The sequence below is a fragment of the Poritiphilus flavus genome (assembly GCF_009901585.1).
Classification (GTDB): Bacteria; Bacteroidota; Bacteroidia; order Flavobacteriales; family Flavobacteriaceae; genus Poritiphilus; species Poritiphilus flavus.
This window is the reverse complement of the sequence record NZ_WXYO01000004.1, coordinates 251,681-272,988: the sequence shown is the minus strand read 5'-3', so window position 1 is coordinate 272,988 and position 21,308 is coordinate 251,681. Positions and strand designations below refer to the sequence as shown.

The 21,308-nt window shown below is 44.6% G+C and carries 15 protein-coding genes; all 15 read left to right on the top strand.

The window, feature by feature from the left end; translation table 11 throughout:
• Positions 1-315 precede the first annotated feature (315 nt).
• The 15 genes from GTQ38_RS10210 to GTQ38_RS10140 all read left to right on the top strand — a co-directional run bounded on the left by GTQ38_RS10210 (position 316) and on the right by GTQ38_RS10140 (position 21,299).
• Positions 316-1,713 (top strand): nucleotide sugar dehydrogenase, encoded by a 1,398-nt coding sequence (locus GTQ38_RS10210; protein ID WP_161435409.1) that lies wholly within the window; start codon positions 316-318, stop codon positions 1,711-1,713.
• Complete coding sequence (locus GTQ38_RS10205) at positions 1,710-2,744, top strand: NAD-dependent epimerase (protein WP_161435408.1); 1,035 nt, start codon at positions 1,710-1,712, stop codon at positions 2,742-2,744. The genes GTQ38_RS10210 and GTQ38_RS10205 overlap by 4 nt, the downstream gene beginning before the upstream one ends.
• Positions 2,745-2,853: 109 nt before the next feature.
• Positions 2,854-3,855, top strand: coding sequence for an SDR family oxidoreductase (locus tag GTQ38_RS10200; protein ID WP_161435407.1), 1,002 nt, complete (start codon positions 2,854-2,856; stop codon positions 3,853-3,855).
• 181 nt (positions 3,856-4,036) lie between these two features.
• The gene (locus GTQ38_RS10195) at positions 4,037-5,326 is read left to right on the top strand and encodes a nucleotide sugar dehydrogenase (protein ID WP_161435406.1); all 1,290 of its coding nucleotides are present in this window, start codon (positions 4,037-4,039) and stop codon (positions 5,324-5,326) included.
• Between the two features lie 397 nt (positions 5,327-5,723).
• Complete coding sequence (locus tag GTQ38_RS10190; protein ID WP_161435405.1) at positions 5,724-7,784, top strand: DNRLRE domain-containing protein; 2,061 nt, start codon at positions 5,724-5,726, stop codon at positions 7,782-7,784.
• Between the two features lie 582 nt (positions 7,785-8,366).
• The gene (locus GTQ38_RS10185) at positions 8,367-11,036 is read left to right on the top strand and encodes a PKD domain-containing protein (RefSeq protein WP_161435404.1); all 2,670 of its coding nucleotides are present in this window, start codon (positions 8,367-8,369) and stop codon (positions 11,034-11,036) included.
• A 472-nt stretch (positions 11,037-11,508) separates the two neighbouring features.
• Positions 11,509-12,726 carry a hypothetical protein gene (locus tag GTQ38_RS10180; protein ID WP_161435403.1) on the top strand — a complete coding sequence of 406 codons (1,218 nt, stop codon included), beginning with the start codon at positions 11,509-11,511 and terminating at the stop codon, positions 12,724-12,726.
• Between the two features lie 70 nt (positions 12,727-12,796).
• On the top strand, positions 12,797-14,113 hold the full coding sequence (locus GTQ38_RS10175) for a lipopolysaccharide biosynthesis protein (RefSeq protein WP_161435402.1): 1,317 nt from the start codon (positions 12,797-12,799) through the stop codon (positions 14,111-14,113).
• Positions 14,113-15,117, top strand: a complete 1,005-nt coding sequence (locus GTQ38_RS10170) for a polysaccharide biosynthesis protein (RefSeq protein WP_238857896.1) — start codon at positions 14,113-14,115, stop codon at positions 15,115-15,117. Before GTQ38_RS10175 ends, GTQ38_RS10170 begins: the two co-directional genes overlap by 1 nt.
• Positions 15,118-15,558 (top strand): cupin domain-containing protein, encoded by a 441-nt coding sequence (locus GTQ38_RS10165; RefSeq protein WP_161435401.1) that lies wholly within the window; start codon positions 15,118-15,120, stop codon positions 15,556-15,558. It begins immediately after the preceding gene.
• Positions 15,559-15,571: 13 nt separating this feature from the next.
• Positions 15,572-16,702 carry a polysaccharide biosynthesis C-terminal domain-containing protein gene (locus GTQ38_RS10160; RefSeq protein ID WP_161435400.1) on the top strand — a complete coding sequence of 377 codons (1,131 nt, stop codon included), beginning with the start codon at positions 15,572-15,574 and terminating at the stop codon, positions 16,700-16,702.
• Between the two features lie 23 nt (positions 16,703-16,725).
• On the top strand, positions 16,726-17,874 hold the full coding sequence (gene wecB, locus GTQ38_RS10155; protein WP_161435399.1) for a non-hydrolyzing UDP-N-acetylglucosamine 2-epimerase: 1,149 nt from the start codon (positions 16,726-16,728) through the stop codon (positions 17,872-17,874).
• Positions 17,867-19,081 (top strand): glycosyltransferase family 4 protein, encoded by a 1,215-nt coding sequence (locus GTQ38_RS10150; RefSeq protein ID WP_161435398.1) that lies wholly within the window; start codon positions 17,867-17,869, stop codon positions 19,079-19,081. Before wecB ends, GTQ38_RS10150 begins: the two co-directional genes overlap by 8 nt.
• 87 nt (positions 19,082-19,168) lie before the next feature.
• Positions 19,169-20,071: an ATP-grasp fold amidoligase family protein gene (locus GTQ38_RS10145; protein WP_161435397.1), complete on the top strand. Its 903-nt coding sequence runs from the start codon at positions 19,169-19,171 to the stop codon at positions 20,069-20,071.
• 76 nt (positions 20,072-20,147) lie between these two features.
• Positions 20,148-21,299, top strand: coding sequence for a glycosyltransferase (locus tag GTQ38_RS10140; protein WP_161435396.1), 1,152 nt, complete (start codon positions 20,148-20,150; stop codon positions 21,297-21,299).
• Positions 21,300-21,308: the final 9 nt, after the last annotated feature.

Sequence of the window (21,308 nt, the reverse complement as noted above, 5' to 3'; positions counted from 1 at the left end):
CTGCATCTGTTGAGTAAAAGTACAACTTATCAGAATTCACAAAGTAAAATCCCGAATATATTTCGTTAAAGGGATAATTTTATCGTTAAAGCAGGGAGAATTTCTGAATTGAGTCAAAACAGCTGAAGCAAGGCCATGCTTTAAACGGCTAATTCGGACTGATGACTCGTAGTGCGCAAAATTCCTGCTACCATAAGATTTTCAACCCGATTGTGCAATTTGACATACAAATAGGTGCTTTTGGCAGCATTGTGTCGAAGCTTCCAAAAATATTTTATAATCTTTGCGCCATATTAGTTTTACCCTTAAATCAAAATGAAGAAAATAAACAAAATTTGCTGTATAGGAGCGGGTTATGTGGGCGGCCCTACCATGTCCGTGATCGCACAACAATGCCCTGAAATTAAGGTTACTGTGGTAGACATTAACAAAGAAAGGATCGCGCTCTGGAACAGCGAAGATCTGGATAAACTTCCTGTTTACGAACCAGGACTTAAAGAGATCGTCGGTGAGGCCCGGGATCGAAATCTGTTTTTCTCCACTGAGGTGGATCAGGCCATAGACGAGTCTGAAATGATCTTCATCTCCGTGAACACCCCTACCAAGACCTATGGAAAGGGAAAAGGACAAGCCGCAGATCTAAAATTTATAGAACTCTGCGCCCGAGATATCGCAAGGGTGGCCAAGACAGATAAGATCGTAGTTGAAAAATCAACACTTCCGGTTAGAACGGCCGAAGCAATAAAGAGTATACTTGAGAACACGGGTAACGGGGTTAATTTTGAGATCCTTTCCAACCCGGAATTCCTGGCTGAAGGAACGGCAATTGACGATTTATTAAATGCAGACCGCGTCCTGATCGGCGGTGCAGAGACCGAGGCCGGACAGGAAGCAAAGGATGCCCTTAGCAGTGTATATGAACACTGGCTCCCCAAAGAGCGTATACTTCAGACCAATGTTTGGTCTTCCGAGCTTTCCAAGCTTGTGGCCAACGCCTTTCTCGCTCAAAGGGTTTCCTCTATAAATTCCATTTCGGCCCTTTGTGAGAAAACCGATGCCAATGTGGCCGAGGTTTCCAGGGCCATTGGTTTTGACAGCAGGATAGGACCTAAATTCTTAAACGCCTCCGTAGGTTTTGGTGGATCTTGTTTCCAGAAAGATATCCTTAACCTGGTGTATATCTCCAGAAGTTTTGGCTTGGAGGAAGTAGCGGATTACTGGGAGCAGGTGATCATTATGAACGACTACCAAAAAAGGCGTTTCGCAGAAAATATCATCAGTACATTATATAATACGGTCTCCGGAAAAAAGATCGCTTTTTACGGCTGGGCCTTTAAGAAGGACACCAACGATACCCGTGAATCCGCCGCTATCTATGTGGCTGACGCGCTTCTTGACGAACAGGCGGAGATAGTGGTTTACGACCCTAAAGTAACTGAGGAAACTATCTATGCAGATCTCGATTATCTAAAAACAAGGGATCCACAGGAGAACCGACGTCTGCTTAAGGTGGTAACGGACCCTATGGAAGCTGCAAAGGAAGCTCACGCCATTGCTATTCTTACCGAATGGGATGAGTTTAAGGAATACGATTGGCAAAAAGTATATGAGGCCATGTTGAAACCGGCTTTTGTGTTTGATGGAAGACGACTGCTGGATAGCGATAAAATGAACGAACTTGGCTTTAAGTATTACAAAATAGGCCAGTCATGAAAATTCTGGTAACTGGTGCGGCCGGTTTTATTGGATACCATCTCTGTGAACTGCTCTTGAAGCAGGGACACAAGGTAGTGGGGCTTGATAATATCAACGACTACTACGATGTCTCCCTCAAGTACGATCGCCTGAAACAATTGGGAATAGCCAGAGAAAAGGCCGAAGTTTTCAACAAACCGGTGGTAAGCAGTCTTCACCCGGATAGTTTTTCTTTTGTACGTATGAACCTGGAAGACAGGAATGCTCTTCCACTCTTATTCGGTACTGAGCACTTTGACAAGGTGTGTAACCTTGCCGCCCAGGCTGGAGTTCGTTACAGTCTGGAGAACCCCGAAGCCTATGTAGATAGCAACCTCGTGGGTTTTCTCAATATCCTGGAATGTTGCCGAAATCATAAGATCAAGCACCTGGTCTATGCCAGTAGCTCCAGCGTATATGGCCTGAATAAGGAAATACCTTTTAAGGTGGAACACAATGTGGACAATCCGATAAGTTTGTACGCCGCCACTAAAAAGAGTAATGAGCTTATGGCCCATACCTATAGCCATTTGTTCGATATCCCAACCACAGGATTGCGCTTCTTTACGGTTTACGGACCCTGGGGAAGACCTGATATGGCCATGTTCCTGTTTACCGAAGCCATAGTGAATGACAAACCCATCAAGGTCTTTAATTACGGCAAGATGGAACGTGATTTTACCTATATAGATGATATCGTTGAGGGTGTGGCAAGGATCATGAACCAGGAAACCGCTTCCCTGGCCCAGGCTGATAAATACAGATTGTACAATATAGGTAATAACAATTCTGTAAAACTTATGGATTTCATTCAGCAGATAGAACAGAACCTGGGTAAGGAAGCCCAAAAGGAAATGCTACCCATTCAACCCGGAGACGTTGAAAAGACCTGGGCAAATGTGGACGACCTGATCGCGGACTACGACTATCAACCTAATACGGACGTGTCTATCGGTGTCAAATCATTTATAGATTGGTATCTGGACTATTATGGTAAAACGGTTTCGTAGTTTTGCAACAGGCAACGACAGAAAGTGATATCGCCTGATGGAGAAAGAACCGACAGGAACTTTTGGCCGAACACAAAGAATTTGAAAATCCGTATTACTATAAACCTCAATGACAAATTTTAAACTTGACCCAATCCATACCGTACTGGTTACAGGCGGTGCCGGGTTTATCGGGTCTAACCTTTGCCAATGGTTATTACAAAATGGCAATAAAGTGATTTGCCTGGACAACTTTGCAACAGGCAAAAGATCCAATATAGCTCCCTTTGAATCTCATCCGGAATTTCGTTTTATTGAGGGGGATATCCGCAATTTGGGAGATTGCATGGAGGCATGTAAGGATGCGGACTACGTATTGCATCAGGCGGCGCTAGGGAGCGTCCCGAGATCCATAAACGACCCTATCACAAGTAATGAGGTTAACGTTTCCGGCTTTCTGAATATGTTGGTAGCGGCACGAGATTCCGGGGTAAAAAGACTGGTCTATGCCGCGAGTTCCTCTACATACGGGGATTCCAAATCCATGCCCAAGGTGGAAGAAGTGATCGGCAAGCCGCTTTCTCCCTATGCGATCACCAAATACGTAAATGAACTGTATGCGGATGTCTTCAACAAAACTTATGGCCTTGAAACTATCGGCCTGCGCTATTTTAATGTTTTTGGAAGGCAACAGGATCCCAACGGGGCCTATGCAGCCGTGATCCCAAAATTTGTATTGCAACTCATCGGCCACCAATCCCCTACCATCAATGGCGATGGAAGTTTCTCCAGGGATTTTACTTATATAGATAATGTAATTGAAGCTAATATCCGCTCCATTACGGCAGATTCAGCAGAAGCGGTAAATACGGTTTACAATGTTGCCTTTGGAGAGCGTACGGATCTTAACGAGTTGGTGCGATTGCTAAAACTATACCTGTCTGAATTTGATGCCGAAATAAAGGATATTGCGGTGATTCACGGCCCGGAACGCAAAGGGGACGTCCCGCACTCCCTGGCTTCCATTGAAAAAGCGAAGAGGCTACTGGGGTACGATCCCAGGTTCAGTATGGAAGAAGGACTAAAGGAAGCCGTGGCCTGGTATTGGGCAAATTTGGAGAGGATCAGCTAAGTTTTGTCCGATCTGAATCCCTCCACGCCTCAAATAACCAATATCTTTAGTACTTTTGTCGCATTTTGATATCAATTGGTAACAGGCTGCCACAATCCGACCGTTAGCGGGAGAACATTCCAGCAGTGATCAGGTGCTATAGTGGCAGCAAACGAAGAAGCCAAGAAAACGCTTCCGTCGCATGACAAACAACAACAAAATTGCCGTAATTGGCCTGGGATATGTAGGTTTACCCCTGGCCCGTCTTTTCGCTACAAAATACCCTGTGATAGGTTTTGACATCAATGAAGAAAGGGTTCGGGAATTACAATCGGGTACAGATAGTACCATGGAAGTATCTGATGAGGCATTGCAGGTTGTTTTGAAGCAGTCTGCGGATATGGAAACCGGCCTCTACTGTACCTTCGAAATAGAAGATCTCTCCGATTGTAATTATTATATCGTTACCGTTCCCACACCGGTAGACAGTACCCACCGTCCTGTATTAGTGCCGCTATATAAGGCCAGTGAAACTGTGGGTCAGGTGCTGAAGAAAGGAGACATTGTCATTTACGAATCTACAGTTTACCCGGGAGTTACCGAAGAGGAATGTGTACCTGTTCTGGAAAGGGTTAGCGGATTGCGATTCAATCAGGACTTTTTTGCCGGTTACTCTCCTGAGCGTATCAATCCCGGAGACAAAGAACATACGGTGGATAAGATCCTAAAAGTAACCTCTGGCTCTACTCCGGAAGTCGGGAAGCAAATAGACGAATTGTACGCTTCGGTAATTACCGCCGGCACTCACCTGGCCCCCTCTATCAAGGTGGCGGAAGCGGCCAAGGTCATCGAGAATTCTCAACGAGATATCAATATTGCCTTTGTCAATGAACTGGCAAAGATCTTTAACCTAATGGAAATTGATACCCATGAGGTGCTTAAGGCTGCCGGTACCAAATGGAACTTTCTTCCCTTTAAGCCCGGCCTGGTGGGAGGTCATTGTATTGGTGTTGATCCCTATTATTTGGCTCAGAAAGCACAGGAATTTGGGTATCATCCTGAAATCATCCTGGCCGGCCGGCGAATGAATGACAGTATGGGGAAATATGTCGCTACCGAAGTGGTAAAACTTATGGTCCGGAACGACATAATGGTTCGCAAGTCTAAAATTCTGGTTCTTGGGATCACTTTTAAGGAAAACTGCCCTGACGTACGCAATACGAAAGTAGTTGATGTTATTTACGATCTGCAAAGCTATGGTTCGGATGTCAGCATCTATGACCCCTGGAGCGATCCCGTGGAAGTACAAAAGGAATACGGGCTCTCTGTAACCAGGGAATTGCAGCTTCAACCGGACTTCGATGCGGTGATACTCGCAGTTGCCCATAAGCAGTTCTCCGATCTCAATTTTGAAGCACTGCTTAGGCCCAAAGGCATTCTTTACGATGTTAAGGGCGTTCTTTCCGGAGAAGGAATTAGCGGACGCCTGTAAACTTCCCGTCTTTATAGCCAAACCTTCAGGTTTATTCCATCTGCAAAGGTCTGATCATTTGCCCTGCTCCTGGTATACCTTATAATATATTGATCTCTTTCCGCTGAAGCACTTAAAAGAATCCTTTTCCTAATTAAAGTAAGTCCATCCATGTGGAATTCTTAAAAAAAAGTGCAGTTCATCGATTAAATTCCTAATTAATGTTAAAATCAATTCAACGGTAATCTAAAGCTTTACAACAGCCGTAATAGATTACAATGTGGCCTAAAAACCGGCATCTTTGTTAAAAACGATGCTTTTCATCGAAAATAAGTGTTGCTTTATCGATAATGTTTAATTTTTTAAATATTTTTAAATGCCCAAAAATTACTAGTTAACCTAAATCTTAAACCTACTTATGACATTTCCCCCCAAAAACATCATTTGTTTGGTGCTCTTTTGTCTTATATTTCAGATTATCATTTCGTGTAGCAAGGACACTGACTTGTTCAATGACATCGTATTGAATGAAAATGGCTCTTTAGAAGAAAGAGAAAGAAACGTTGGCGAAGAAGGCGATGAGCCCGGAACCAGGATCTTCGCCTTTACCCCTATCAATGACGTCTACCTTCAGGGTGGCACTTCCTTTGATCAATCCATCATAAGATTACAGGAAGATTACAGAACAAGTTACCTCATGTTCGATCTAAGCGGTCTGCCAGGGGATATTAAATCAGCCAAGTTACAGTTTACCATTAACGCCGATGACGGGGATGGACTTATTGAAGTAAATAAAGGTACATCTAACGACTGGACGGAAGAGACACTAGATGAGAACAGCGCCCCGGGCATAGAGGCTGTGCTGGGAAGCATTAATCAATCCTATGCCATGGGTTCCACCCAGGAGGTAGATCTCACAACAGAAGATCTTAGCGCGGAAAAGCTTACTCTTGTACTCACGCACAGTACCGGAAACGACCTGGCTTTTGCTTCCAAAGAACACCCTTTGGATGATCTTTCTCCAAAATTGGTTGTTACCTATTACGGTACCGAAGATCCGGTAATTCAGGAAGAGGAGCCTGTGGATGAAGGAGAGGAAGAGCTACCACCATCTGATGAGCCTATCGATTACGGTGAGTTAAAAGCATTCCCCTCAGCCTACGGAGGTGGAGCCTACGCCACCGGCGGACGAGGAGGCAGAGTGATACATGTTACAAACCTGAACGATACCGGACCCGGAAGCCTCAGGGAAGCCGTATACGCCAGCGGACCGCGAATTGTCGTTTTCGATGTTTCCGGTACGATCAACCTTCAAACCACCTTGAACATTAAAAATGGAGACCTGACCATAGCCGGACATACCGCACCGGAAGGCGGGATCACCCTTACGGGGGCCAGGACCCAGTTTGACGGATGTGATAATGTGATTGTCAGATATATCAGGGTGCGCCCAAGATATCAGGCCATTGAACAGGACGGCCTTAGGGTGGCAAATTGTACGAATTACATCTTTGACCACGTTTCCGTTTCATGGGGAACTGACGAAGTTGCGAGTATGGGCGGGATCCTTACCCGAAATTCCACTTTTCAAAGAATGCTGATCGCAGAAGGAAAAACCGCGGCCCTGCTCGGGGATAGCGATACCCCGGCAAACTCTGATAATTTCAGTATGTTGAATTCGCTCTTCTACAACATCAGCCACAGATTCCCGAATGTGAATTCCAACGGCCGTGTGGATGTCGTAAACAATGTAGTATACAACTGGAATTTCAGACTAATCCGTACCCAGGGAAGTATCTTGCTCAACCATATCAATAATGTTTACCTCAGGCAGAAACACGGGGTTTATGAAAACCAGATGCACAAGGTGGATCATCACCATGGAGGTAACATACCACAGATCCACACCAGGGGTAATCTGGTACTGCCTGACGTGCTTACGGATCCGGACGCGGACAACTGGTTTACCTGGACTACTTTTGGTAGCTGGAGTTATGGTGGCACTTGGTATGACCTGAACGATACCAGGCCGGCACCACGTGATTTCCAGGCTCAGTCACCCTTTAGTATGCTAGGGCCTGATTTCCCATTGAAATCTGCCGGAGTAGCTTTTGATAATGTCCTTGATGATGTAGGATCCAATAAAAGGCTGGACGGTAGCGGAAATGTAATATGGGAACAGGATAATGTAGATGAGATGTATATAACCAGGGTAAGGAATGACGACCCGGTACCTTACACTTACGGAAGCGTTACTGAAATCCCTGCTACTCAACATTATCAGGCGTTCTGGGAAACTGTTAGCAATACACCGGTAGCCACACATCCTCAGGGTTATGATTCAGACAGAGACGGAATGCCCGATGCCTGGGAACTTGCTCAAAGCCTGGATCCAAACAATCCGGACGATGGAAGTCAGGACAGGAATAACGATGGATATACCAACCTGGAAGATTACCTCAACCTGATCGATTTTTAAGTCAAACCAAGGTATATATGATATCAAAGACCTTCGTCCTGCGGATAGGAGGTCTTTTCTTTTAGGCAGCACTTTGAAACTGTCCAAAGACCATTCCGTATATTAATTTTGGTTTGATCTTTGATATTCGTTTCTCGAACGTTTCAATTTTTGTTGACAAGTCATTCCGGAATGAGATAAAAAAGACCCGTTTATCCACTTTAGATCATAGGAAATCTTTGTAGAAATATCCATTGAGAAGCCTTGTCAGCCCGTTTGTTTTATCCCCATTAGCTGTACGCCATAGGAAAATCACTACAAAGTGTGCAGTTCATCGATTTTTTTATTAAAAAAATGTTAAAACCCTGTCGGTTGATCGTCCAAAACAGGAGCTTGCTACGTATGCTTAACAATGCTGCTTGGGGCAAAGTGTGCAATTTTGTTGATAACTTATAAACATTTTTTGAACAAAGAAAAATGGTTCAACTCTTTTGTGCTTATTTTTGTCCGGTTTGCATTTAAACGGAAAAAACAGCTATTATGTCGGAGATTTTTTAGATAAATGGCAGATCCCGAATAACCACTAAACTATTAGAGTTCACTATGAGATTTCACCCCACCCGAGTCCATAAGTTAAACCTATGCCTTAGTTTATTACTTTTTTTGATCGTTCTTGCCTGTACCAAGGACAGCGATATCCTCCAGGAAGCAGATTTCAGTAACGAAGTACTGCAAGTGGACGAAAATGACAATTCCGAAGAGGAAGCAACTGAAGAAGAAGAAACAGAAGAGGAAGAGGCGACTGAAGAAGAGGCAACCGAAGAAACCGAAGAGGAAACCACCACAGAAGAAACCCAAGACGAAGAATCCGCCGCGGAGGAGGTATTCGAAAGTCGTACCACCGTATTTATACCGTCCCAGGACGCCTACGTTCAAAACGGACAGGGTTTTAACGATGATATAATCAGAGTTGATAACGAGTTCAGAACCAGCTATTTACTTTTTAATCTTAGTGCCATTGATAGTATTGGAGGTTCTATTACTAATGTAGAGCTTCGCTTTACGATTAATGCGGATGGAGGAAATGGACAGCTTGATATACATAAAGGTGTAGGCAATGACTGGTCTGAAGATGCATTGGACGAAAGTAATGCTCCGGAAGTTGATGTGAATGTCGGATCGGTCAACAAAGACTACCAGGTGGGGACTGTACATGATATCCTCCTTAACGCGGAGAACATCACAGCAGACAAAACCACTCTTATCCTAACGCACGGGGAGGGAGACGACCTGGCATTTGCTTCCAAAGAACACCCTTCCGTAGAAGGTCCGAAACTCATCGTTACCTATGACGCTCCTGAAAGTGCTCCTGAGGTTGTAACCGACGAAACGGTGGAAGATAGCGGTGGAGGCTCCGGCGGTCAGGAAGACACAACATCAGAAGAGGAGACTACAGAGGAAACTACCGGAGAAAACGGAGCTCCAACAGCCCGTATAGGTGCCGATCCGACATCGGGAACCGCACCGCTTGTCGTTTCTTTTACCGGAAATACCTCATCGGACGACAAAGGCGTTTCCAGTTATCTGTGGGATTTCAAAGATGGCAATACAGCAACAAGTGTAAATCCTTCTCATACATTCACAGATGCAGGGACCTATGCCGTTACCCTTAGAGTTACAGATGAAGAAGGTCTGTCCGATACTACAACTGTGACAATAACGGTTGAAAATCAAGTAGATAACGAAGAGCCTGTTGCCGTAGCTAATGCGAGTCCGGATACAGGAAATGCTCCTCTGGAAGTTCAATTTGTGGCTAATAATTCTACAGACGACAAAGAGATCACCAGTTACTCCTGGGATTTCGGCAATGGCCAATCTACATCTAACAAGAACCCATCTTATACCTACAATACAGCTGGCGTATACGAAGCAACTTTAACTGTTACTGATGCTGAAGGACTTTCCAGTTCCGATTCTGTTACCATCACGGTAAATGAAGGCGGAAGCGGTGGCTCCGGAGGCGGAGGCGGCGGTGGCGGCGGCGGAGGCGGTGCTCCTGCCGGAGGGGTGAAAGCCTCTACTTTCGGTTACAATTCAAGTAACGCCACCGCGGCGATCAAAGCGGCGATCAACTCTTCAAACAGTGTCATCATCGTGGACCGTCAATCCAGTGATTGGATTGTAGAGCCTCTGACCTTCAAGAATCTGAGGAACAAAACCATTTACTTTGAACCTGGTGTGGTTCTCAGGGCGAAAAGCGGGGCCTTCCCCAACACTTCGCACAGGCTCTTCCAACTCATTGACTGCGACAATATTGAAGTGATCGGATACGACGCTACTTTCAGAATGAACAAACCAGAGTACCAGGACGGACAGCAGCGGCACGCCTTTGCGATCGTAAGATCATCGAATATTACCGTAAAGGGACTTACCCTCCGGGATAGCGGCGGAGACGGAATCTACCTCAGCCGATTCAATCCGGGAGAATACAACAGAAATATTCTAATAGAGGATATCGCGGCGATCAACAATGCAAGACAGGGTATGTCTGTGATAAGCGTAGACGGTCTCACTATACGCAATTCTACCTTTACCGGAACAACAGGAGAGTCTCCTGGTGCGGGGATCGACTTTGAGCCTGATTTTATTCAGGACAGAATGACGAATATTGTGGTTGAGAACTGTTCCTTTACAAACAACTGGGGACCCGGGATCCTGTTTGCCCTTACCTATACGGCATCCAGTACAGTACCTATTGATGTGACTTTCAGGAACATTTACCTATCCAACAACTTTGCCACCTCTAACCCGGGACCGTACAAATCGGAGATCAGCCTTGGAATGAGTACAGGTAGTATCCATAATCCGATACGGGGGCAGATCACCTTTGACGGCCTTACTGTGGAGAATAGCAGATATAGCGCTATTTATACCAAAAAGACCCTGGAGGCTTATAAAGTAACCGTTAAGAATGCGGTTCTAAGAAACTTAAGCACCGGCAGTAACTTCCCGGTCATTCATATGGGCGTTCTGGACTATGCCAATTCGTCTACCGCGAATATGGGAGGCTTCACTTTCCAGAATGTGCTGATAGATTATGACGGTAATGATCCTTCCGTAGAGCTGCACGGGCCTACCAACAAGAGCTTCCTTACCAGGGAAATGTATGGACAGATCAGGGTTAGATCGCCTCGCGGAGTACGCTTAAAAGACGATCTGGGCCTCTTGTCTACCAATCATTCATCGGTGACCCTGCAAGTGGTCAGTGATTAGACTTTACTCACTGGAAAATGGCGGTACGGCCGTCATTTCCCAGCCTAAAGTTTGATGATGAAACGCGTGAGTTAGCGGTTGCCAATTTGTAAATTAAGTTAACAGGCGGAGCGAAGTACTACAGAGGTTATCTATGCTGGAGTGCCATAACCCTTCCCCTCCCCTTATAGGATATTATCCTGGGGATTTCTACGATTTTTATGATATTTGCAGCGGATCCGCGGAAAGTTCTTGTCTACGCTTTTTGGATCCCGGTTAGAGGAAAGTTCCCCGTAACTTTGAAGGAGACTCAGCGGATAACAGTTTACACCTGTCATTTTAGGGCTTTGGAAATAATAGATTGGAACTGTGATCGTTTGCTTATTATTGGGTAGCCAAACCAACCAAACCAGACGGCTCAAGCCCAAGATCCTGAAACGGCTGCTTATTTAGTGACCTTCAAACTGAATGACATAATCAAGACAAACAGTTAATGCAATCACAGGAACTAGAAATCAATCTGGAAAAGACCAAACAAATAGATAAGCTTATATCTTTTTTGTTGTTCTTTGGCCTGTTCCTCAACCTCTTTTTTATCTATTTCGCCCAGGAACGCCTCTATATGTTTAAGACTACGGGATTCAACTTCCTGGGGCCGGAAAAGTATATCAGGATCGTTTCTGTTATTAGCATTATACTCACAGCGCTTATCTCCGTCTTTTTCGCAAGGGCCAAATATCATCTTTCCATATATTTTGCTTATTCCATATTGGTTTTAAGCATATTGTTGAACTATCTTCTAAGCGGTGCAGATCTGTTCAATACTACCGAAGTAATGGATAACAGGGGAATAGGCACCTGGGTATGTTTCGGACTGATCTTTGTAAGCTATCACCACAACAGGTTTGAGTTCTTTAAAAAATTCCTCTATCTCTCGGTGATAGTGATCTCATTGCTCTGTTTGTACAATTTCTTTGACTTTGGAATTGGGCTGTACAGGGGCCAGGCCTTGAGCAAATACCGTGTATATGCCACAAATCTGGTATGGATCGTACCCTATGTCTTTTTGATTTTAAAGAACAATAAAAAACTGAAATGGCTCAGGCTGTTTGCGCTGGGGTTTGGTATACTACTCGCCCTGATCACCCAGACAAGGTCTTTTCTGATCATCTACCTTATCACCATACTTTTTGATTTTTATCACACCAAGCGTAAAGGAAGTTATTTGATTTTGTTCCTGCTGGGGTTCGTGGGGCTGATATTCCTTATTATCAATACGGAGATATTCAGCACTTCCTGGGAATTACTGATCAACAGGGGGACAGAAGACACCAGATCTAACCAACTCGAGACTTTTCTGGAACAATTGAACGGTTTTGAATTGGTTACGGGTTCCGGATTTTTCGCTACCTATCAGTTCGGGAGCCAGCAATGGTCCGCAATTGATAACCAATGGTTATTTTTATTGTGGTGGGGCGGTTTACTTCCGGTGCTGTCTTACTTTTATCTGAGCGTTGTAGTACCTATAAAGATGATACGGAGAGGTAATCTGAGCTATGAGACCAAAGTTGAATGCTACATTATTATTCTATGGATCCTCGGACTTACCGGACTGGCCATTTTTACCACAATGTCGGTAGATTTCTTCTTTTTTGTTATCAGCATCATTCTTGGAAGGCTATTGTACAAATACAGTAGCGGAATGAGGTGATAGATCGTCAAATCCTGAAACCAACACCCATGACCTGCCCAATACCCAATAAACACAAAACCGAGTTCTTTTGCAGAAAAGAAGGAAATTCCGCCTTAAGGGAATTCAATTATTTTCTGGGAAGGGGCAGGCTGATTCATTTGCATCCAGTATCATCGTAATGGCGAACAGTACCCTCAAGAAAATAATAACCATGTACGGTGCCAGTGTTCTTGGCATCCTGATCGGGTTTCTGGTGAGTATCTTTAATTCCAGGGTGCTGGGTCCGGAGCGATTCGGGGACTTTAAGTTCATTGAAACAGCAGCCCGTTTTATTGCCAGCCTGGTTTCCGTTGGTTTTTTCATTTCCATTACCCGGCTTATGGCTATGAACGATGACAAAGCCAGGGAACGCCGTTATGTGGGCTTGTTCACTGTCATCTTTGCGATAACTTCCGCAGTGGGAATACTGATTTACCTGGGCTTTTCTTTCCTTGAACCCTATTTTTTCGATAATGAGCTGGATCAGTCCATCTGGAGATATTTCCTGATTGTAATGGTTATCATCGGGCAGTTGGCCATGAACGAGATCCTCAAGGGGATGCATAAAATTTATACCCTGTCTCTCTTCGGGGTCCTACCGGCCTTCCTCTACCTTGCGGTGATCTATCTGGTCCATGAATTTATCACTCCGGTAACCATCGATTGGGTGCTTTACGGTTATTACGGATTCCTGATGCTCGTCATTACGGTGATCCTTGTTGGCTTAAAACCCAGTTTTGATATCAAAAAACCTCTGGTCAGGGAGTTGTTCAAAGAAAATAAGTACAATGGCAGACCCATTTATTATGGCAGCCTTGCAGGAGTGGCCACCACCCATATCGCGGGTTTTACCATATCGTATTTTATGGACAATACCCAGGTGGGTTTCTTTATGCTCGCCAATACGGTCTGTAGTCCTCTACTGGTAATCCCCTCGGTTTTAGGCACCATATTTTTCAAGAAATTTGTGCATCTGGATTTCATCCCCAAAAAGGTGGTCTATTTCAGTTTGGGTATTACCGCATTGGCCCTGGTAGTTTTCTATGCACTCATAGAGTTGGCCGTGATCACCTTTTACACCGAGGCCTATTTGCCGGTCTCAGACATCTCAAAACTACTGATACTCTCCTTCATATTTCACGGATTAGGGGATCTCATCAACAGGTTCTTGGGAGCTAAGGGAAAGGGTACCTTATTGCGCAACGCGGCCTTCATAGTTGGTTTTGTCAACGTGCTGGGTTATACCATTTTAGTAAGCTTTTATAAAATAGAAGGAGCCATAATAACCAAGATTTTAGCCAGTGGTCTATATTTTGCAGTTATGTTATGGTATTATTATAATTTTACAAAAATTAATAAACAATAATGTTCGAAGGTAAAACACTTTTAATCACCGGAGGTACGGGCTCATTCGGGAATGCCGTACTCAACCGTTTTTTGGAAACCGACATAAAAGAGATCCGCATTTTCAGCCGGGATGAGAAGAAGCAGGACGATATGCGGACCCGCCTCAAAAATGAGAAAGTAAAGTTCTACATTGGCGATGTACGCGACTATAACAGCATAGAAAGGGCGATGAATGGCGTAGATTATGTCTTCCACGCCGCAGCCCTGAAACAGGTGCCTTCATGTGAATTCTTCCCCATTGAAGCCGCCAAAACCAATGTTTTTGGAACTCAGAATACCATAGATGCCGCCGTGGCCAATAAGGTAGAAAGGATCATTTGCCTGAGTACAGATAAAGCCGCCTATCCTATTAATGCCATGGGCATCAGCAAGGCGTTGATGGAAAAAGTAGCAGTGGCCGCATCGCGGAATATCCCTGAGGGTGGTACCACCGTCTGCCTCACGCGTTATGGAAATGTGATGGCCTCCAGGGGTTCTGTAATTCCGTTGTTCGTCAAACAAATTCAGGAAGATCTGCCCTTAACGGTTACAGATCCGAATATGACCCGTTTCCTGATGTCTCTTGAAGACGCTGTAGACCTTGTACTTTTTGCATTCCAGAACGGAAGGCAGGGAGATCTTTTTGTGAACAAGGCTCCTGCAAGTACGATTGGAGATCTTGCAGAGGCCGTCAGGGACATCTTTAGTGCGAAAAACGATATTAAGATCATCGGAACCCGTCACGGGGAGAAGTTGTATGAAACTCTCTGTACCAGGGAGGAAATGCAAAAGGCGGAGGACATGGGTGAATTCTACCGTATTCCGGCAGATAACAGGGATCTTAATTACAGCAAGTATTTCTCTGTGGGAGAAACGGATATCAGCCAGATAGAAGATTATCATTCTCACAATACGAAACAATTGACCAACAACGAACTGAAGGACACCCTTCTGAATCTCGATTTTATCCAAGAACAACTCTAGATGGCCGCATCAAACCTGATCCAGGGTTCCCGCTTTTCCGATGCACGTGGAAAACTCAATTTCTTTAATGGATTTAAGATGAAGGAGATCGTCAGGTTTTATGAGATCCATCCGGCAAACCAGGATATTATCAGGGCGTGGCAGGCGCACAAAGAGGAAAAGAAATGGTTTTACTGTAATTCAGGTGCTTTCATTGTCAATCTTATCAAAATAGATAATTTTGATAAGCCATCCAGGGAATTGATCCCGGAGCGTTACATTCTGAAAGCTGAAGATCCACAGGTACTTGAAGTTTCCGGAGGGTATGCCACTGGTTTTAAGGCCCTTGGCGAAAATGCCAAATTGCTTGTTTTTTCCAATTTTGATTTACAGCAGTCCGCCGGTGACGACTTCAGGTTTCCGCCGGATCACTGGGAGGCAGATTGGGAGGTAAACACATAAAAATAACTATAAAATGAAAATAGGGATTACCGGCCAGGCGGGTTTTATGGGTTACCATTTGTATACCACTTTATCACTTAAAGAATCCATAACACTTATCCCTTTTGAGCGCTCCTATTTTGAGGATCCCCTGAAACTGCAGGAATTTGTTTCCGAATGCGACGCTATTGTACACCTGGCGGCCATGAACCGGCACGAAGACCAGCAGGTGATCTACGAAACCAATCTTGCATTGGTTACCAAACTGATCACGGCCTGTGTGGATAGCCAATCCTCGCCACATATTATCTTTTCCTCTTCTTCCCAGGAAATTCGTGACAATCTCTACGGAAGATCAAAAAAAGAAGGCAAAGAAAAGTTTATGGAATGGGCTGCCGCTGGTAATGGAAAATTCAGTTCCTTAACCATCCCCAATGTTTTTGGGCCTTTCGGCAGACCTAATTACAACTCTGTAGTGGCCACCTTCTGCCATAAGATCGCCCGTTACGAAGAGCCTACCATTATAAAGGACGGTGAAGTTGGGCTGATCTATATCAATGAACTAGTACAGGTATTTCTCGATACCATTGAAGGAAAAGCGGAGGCCGGGGAGATAGGCAAGAACAGTTTTGCCGTGGATATTGCACCCAGGCATAACAAGAAAGTGTCGGAAATACTCGTGCTGCTGAAAGCATTTCAAAAGGACTATATGGAAAACGGGATTTTCCCTAATTTGGAAGAGCCCTTTCAGAAAGCCCTGTTCAATACCTTCAGATGTTATATCCCTGAAGATCACTACCCTGTAAAGTTTACCAAGCACACGGACAACCGTGGAAGTTTTGTAGAGATAACCCGGGCTCAGACCAGCGGGCAGTTCTCCTTTTCCACAACGGTACCGGGGATTACCAGGGGGAATCACTTTCATACCCGAAAAGCGGAGCGCTTCGCGGTGATCCAGGGAAAGGCACTGATACAATTAAGACGGATTGGCACGGACCATACGGTGGATTACTATCTGGATGGAAATGAACCTGCCTATGTAGACATGCCCATATGGCACACCCATAACATTAAAAATATCGGCGAGGAGGAACTGATTACCTTATTTTGGATCAACGAGCCCTATAATCCTGAGGATGCCGACACCTATTTTGAAGACGTTTAATATAGAAGCTAAAACAACCCACTTTGAAAAAACTTAAAGTAATCACTGTAGTTGGAACACGCCCTGAGATAATCCGCCTGTCCTGTGTTATGCAGGCGCTGGATGCCAACCAGGCTATAGAACATACTTTGGTACATACCGGCCAGAACTACGACTACGAATTGAACGAGATCTTTTTTGAGGACCTCGGAATACGTAAGCCGGATCACTTTCTCAATGCCGCAGGAAAGAACGCAGCAGAAACCGTAGGGAAGATCCTGGTAGCGATTGACCCCATCCTGGAAGAGATCGCGCCTGACGCTTTTTTGGTGCTGGGAGACACCAATTCCTGCCTTTGCGCTATCCCGGCTAAGAAACGTAAGATCCCTGTTTTCCATATGGAGGCCGGGAATCGATGTTTTGATCAAAGGGTTCCGGAAGAGACTAACCGGAAGATCGTGGATCACGTTGCGGACATTAACCTTACCTATAGCGACATTGCCCGGGAATACCTTTTAAGAGAGGGACTCCCGCCAGATCGCGTTATAAAGACCGGTAGCCCGATGTACGAGGTACTCGGTAAATTCAGGGATAAGATAGAAGCTTCCAATGTGCTTGAAAAACTGAGGCTGGAGAAGAATAAATACTTCGTGGTTTCCTCCCACCGGGAAGAAAATATCAGCAATCCGAAGAATTTTAACGGCTTGATCAGTTCGCTGAATCAAATAGCCGAGAAATATGACTACCCCGTCATTGTCTCTACCCACCCCAGGACTAGGAATATGCTGGAGGCAAAGCAGGTTAAGGCGCATAAGAACATTCAGTTTCTTAAACCCCTTGGTTTTTCGGATTACAATGCGCTACAGTACAATTCCTTTGCAGTCCTATCCGATAGCGGGACTATTTCAGAAGAATCTTCTATTCTGAATTTCAGGGCCTTGAACATTCGCGAGGCACACGAACGTCCTGAAGCTATGGAAGAGGCATCCGTAATGATGGTAGGATTACATCCGGAACGGATTTTACAAGCCCTGGTGGCCCTGGAAGTGCAGGAAAGAAATCCTGAGAGGAATTTCAGGGAAGTCGCGGACTACAGCATGCCCAATGTAAGTGAAAAAGTGGTTCGTATAATTATCTCATATGTAGACTACGTCAACAGAGTGGTGTGGTCTAAAACGGACGCGGATGAGTAAGAGGGCCTTATTCGTTTACAGCAATTATGATTTCGCCCTTAAAAATGTGGGCTCCACCCGTATGCGATATTATGCCGGGGCGGTGGCGGACCAGGATACCAAAGTGTATCTGGTAAGTTGTACCTCCGGAGAACTGAATGATGATTTCTTTGAAGAGGTCAGTCCGAATGTCTTTAAACCAAAGGACAACAAGCTTCAGTCTTATGGTGTTTGGGCTTCAATAAAGTTCCTGAGGAGGTTATTCAGATTCTCAAAGCTCAAAGGAGACTCCAGGGCATTCATCTTTTACCCCTCCCACCGTATTGCACTCGAGATCATCGCTATTCTCTATTTAAAACTGATCAAACGGCAACGGGTCTTTACGGAATACAACGAGGTAAGAAAATATACTGCGAGTTTTCACAACCCATTGTCCATAAGGAAACCGGTTTACAGCCTGAAAAGAATTATCTACAGGACGGTGTTTAGCTGTATGGAACTACTACTCCCTCTGTATAACGGCCTGATATGCATTTCTACTGAAATTCAGAAATACGGAAGCAGGTTCAACAAAAATACAGTGAGGATCCCGATTCTTACAGACCCTTATACACCATTGGAGGTAGAGGAAGGCACTTATGCCAATCCAGAGGTCTTTAACATCGGGTTTTCCGGAAGTATTCACCTGGAAAAGGAACGGCTGCAGAATTTTTTCGAGGTTATTTCACAGCTGAAGAAAAAGGGATTTGAGCTGCAGTTTAATCTATGCGGGCAGGTGAAGAAAGACCAGGAAGATTATATTTTCAATCGCTTATTAAAAGATCTGGAAATAGATAGCTCGGTGAATTTTTGCGGTTATCTGCATAAAGAAGCGCTATCATCATTTTTGAAACAGCAGGAACTGCTGGTTATCCCAAGAGGGTTCACGCTTCAGAACAAATACGGTTTTTCAACTAAACTGTCGGACTATCTGAATCACAAAAAACCCGTTCTCGTAACTGATGTCAGCGACAACGGCAAATTCATCAAAGATAAGATCAACGGATTCATCGTTCCCCCGGATAATGACGAAGCTATGTTGGAAAAGTTGGTCTACATCATCGAAAATTATAAGGATTTTTATGAAGAAGTGGTTGCCATGGCCCACAAAACCTCGGAAGATCACTTCTACTATAAACGTTATGGGGAGGCCCTGAAAAACTTTTTGTTCGCGGCTTCGGAAAACTAAAAACAGCATTGGTTTGCCGAAGGCTAAGAAGAAAACTTCCTCTTAAGCTTCTGGTAACTGATAATGTCCCCTGAAATGCTTACTTAGATGAGAGATTTTTTTAAGAATTTATATCGGAATACCTGGCTGGGCAAAGTGCTGCTTTGGCCCTACATCTATTTCAGAGACCACCTGCTTCCGGAGAAAACCCTGGCCAAAAGGACTTTCAAACGCCGACTGGGGTACTCCTTGAATCTAGATTCTCCAAAAACTTTCAACGAAAAGATGATGTGGCTTAAGCTGAATGACAGGACCCCTTTGCATACCCAATGTGCGGACAAATTCAGGGTACGCGAATATGTGGCGGAAAAACTCGGGGAGGAATACCTTATTCCCATGGTCTTTCAATCCTACGATGCAAAAGATTTGCGCCCCGAGAATTTCCCGGACCACCCCTTTATCATCAAAACAAACCACGACAGTTCCGGTGGAGTAATCGTGCGGGATAAATCCAAGATAAATTGGGAGGAATTACAGCAGGATTTCGCCAAAAAACTAAAAACAAACTATTTCTACGGTAGTGGAGAATGGCAATACAAGAATATCCGGCCTTGCATTGTGGCTGAGAATCTGCTAAAGGGTGAAGATGGTGGAGTTCCGCCAGATTACAAATTATTTTGCTTTCACGGAAAGGTAAAGTACATCCAACTGGATCTTGACAGGGATACGGTCCACAAACGCAATATGTACGATACGGAGTGGAACCTGCTCGACTTTAAATACCTCTATGAAAATGGCAGACAGCTGAAGAAACCCCAGAAGCTGGACGAAATGATAAGATTGGCGGAGATTGTCGCTCAGGATTTTGTGTTTGTACGGGTTGATTTTTACAATATTGGGGATAAGGTCTATTTTGGGGAGATTACCTTCCATCCCGAGTCCGGAATGGGAAAATTCGTCCCGGACAAATGGGATGCGGAATTGGGAAAACTCCTTACCCTACCCCTTTAATCCAACAAAAAATACAATGGTCCTCGGGGACCCGCAACACTTCCGGGGCCAATTGAGAAAGAAATTTTAGCAAACAGTGGCCAAACAAAAGATATCGGTTTTAAATATCAGTATGACCAGCGGAGGGGCGGAAAAAGTGATCAGCCTTTTGCTCAAAAAACTGGTAGACGATTTTGAAGTGACCCTTATCCTGATGTACGACCACATTCACTTTGACATCCCAGAAGGTGTCGACATAGAAATTCTGTCAAAAAAAACGGAGGAAAAGCAAGCCTCTTTTTTTAAGCAGTTAGGCGATAGCATTCTTTTTCTCAGGAAGTATTTCAAAGTCATCAGATCCCGTGAAATTGACATTGCCATTTCGTTTTTGGCCTTTCCGAATTTTCTCAATAGCCTTGCCGCAATGCGGTTTTCAAAACTTAAGACCATCGTAAGCGAAAGAGGCTATCCTTCGGATAATACAACCAGCAGGCTTTCTTATTACATTTCCAAGATCTTCTATCCCCTGCTCTACAACAGGAATACCAGGCTGTTCTCCAATTCCATATATATTAATCAGGACCTTGCGGATAATTTTCGGGTAAAGATCCCTATGGAGGTGATTTACAATCCGATTGAAATGCCTGAAAGTCAGGTGGCTCCGGATAGCCTTGGAATTGCTACGGATAAGCTTAGAACGGTTACGGCAGGCACCTTAAACGAACGAAAGAACCAGGCTATCATCATTAAGGCCATAGCAGAAGCCGCAGAAGGCTTGGAACTGGATATTTACGGGAACGGACCGCTTAGAAGTCAACTTGAAGAACTCATCGCTGAAAAAGGCCTTGGGGATTCAGTATTTCTTAAAGGAAGGGTAAAAAAAGTATCGGAACGCCTGGTCCAATACAACTGCTTTGTATTGTCATCCAATACCGAAGGCTTCCCGAACGCTTTGCTTGAAGCCATGGCCGTTGGACTGCCCTGCATATCGACCAACTGCCTTTCCGGGCCATTGGAGTTATTAAATGGTTCCGCGGATGAAATATTTATCGAAAAGGGCAGTTTCTATAAAGGTAAAAATGGCTTATTGATCAACAACGGGGATCATCTGGGGCTGCATAAAGCATTGTTATACTTTAAAGAGCATCCCGGGGAGCGGGTGAAATTTGGAGCACGAGCGTCAGCAAAGGCCGCCGAGTTTGAGTTGGGCACGGTTTACGATCAGTTTAAGAACTTTATTATTTCCTAATCATTACTG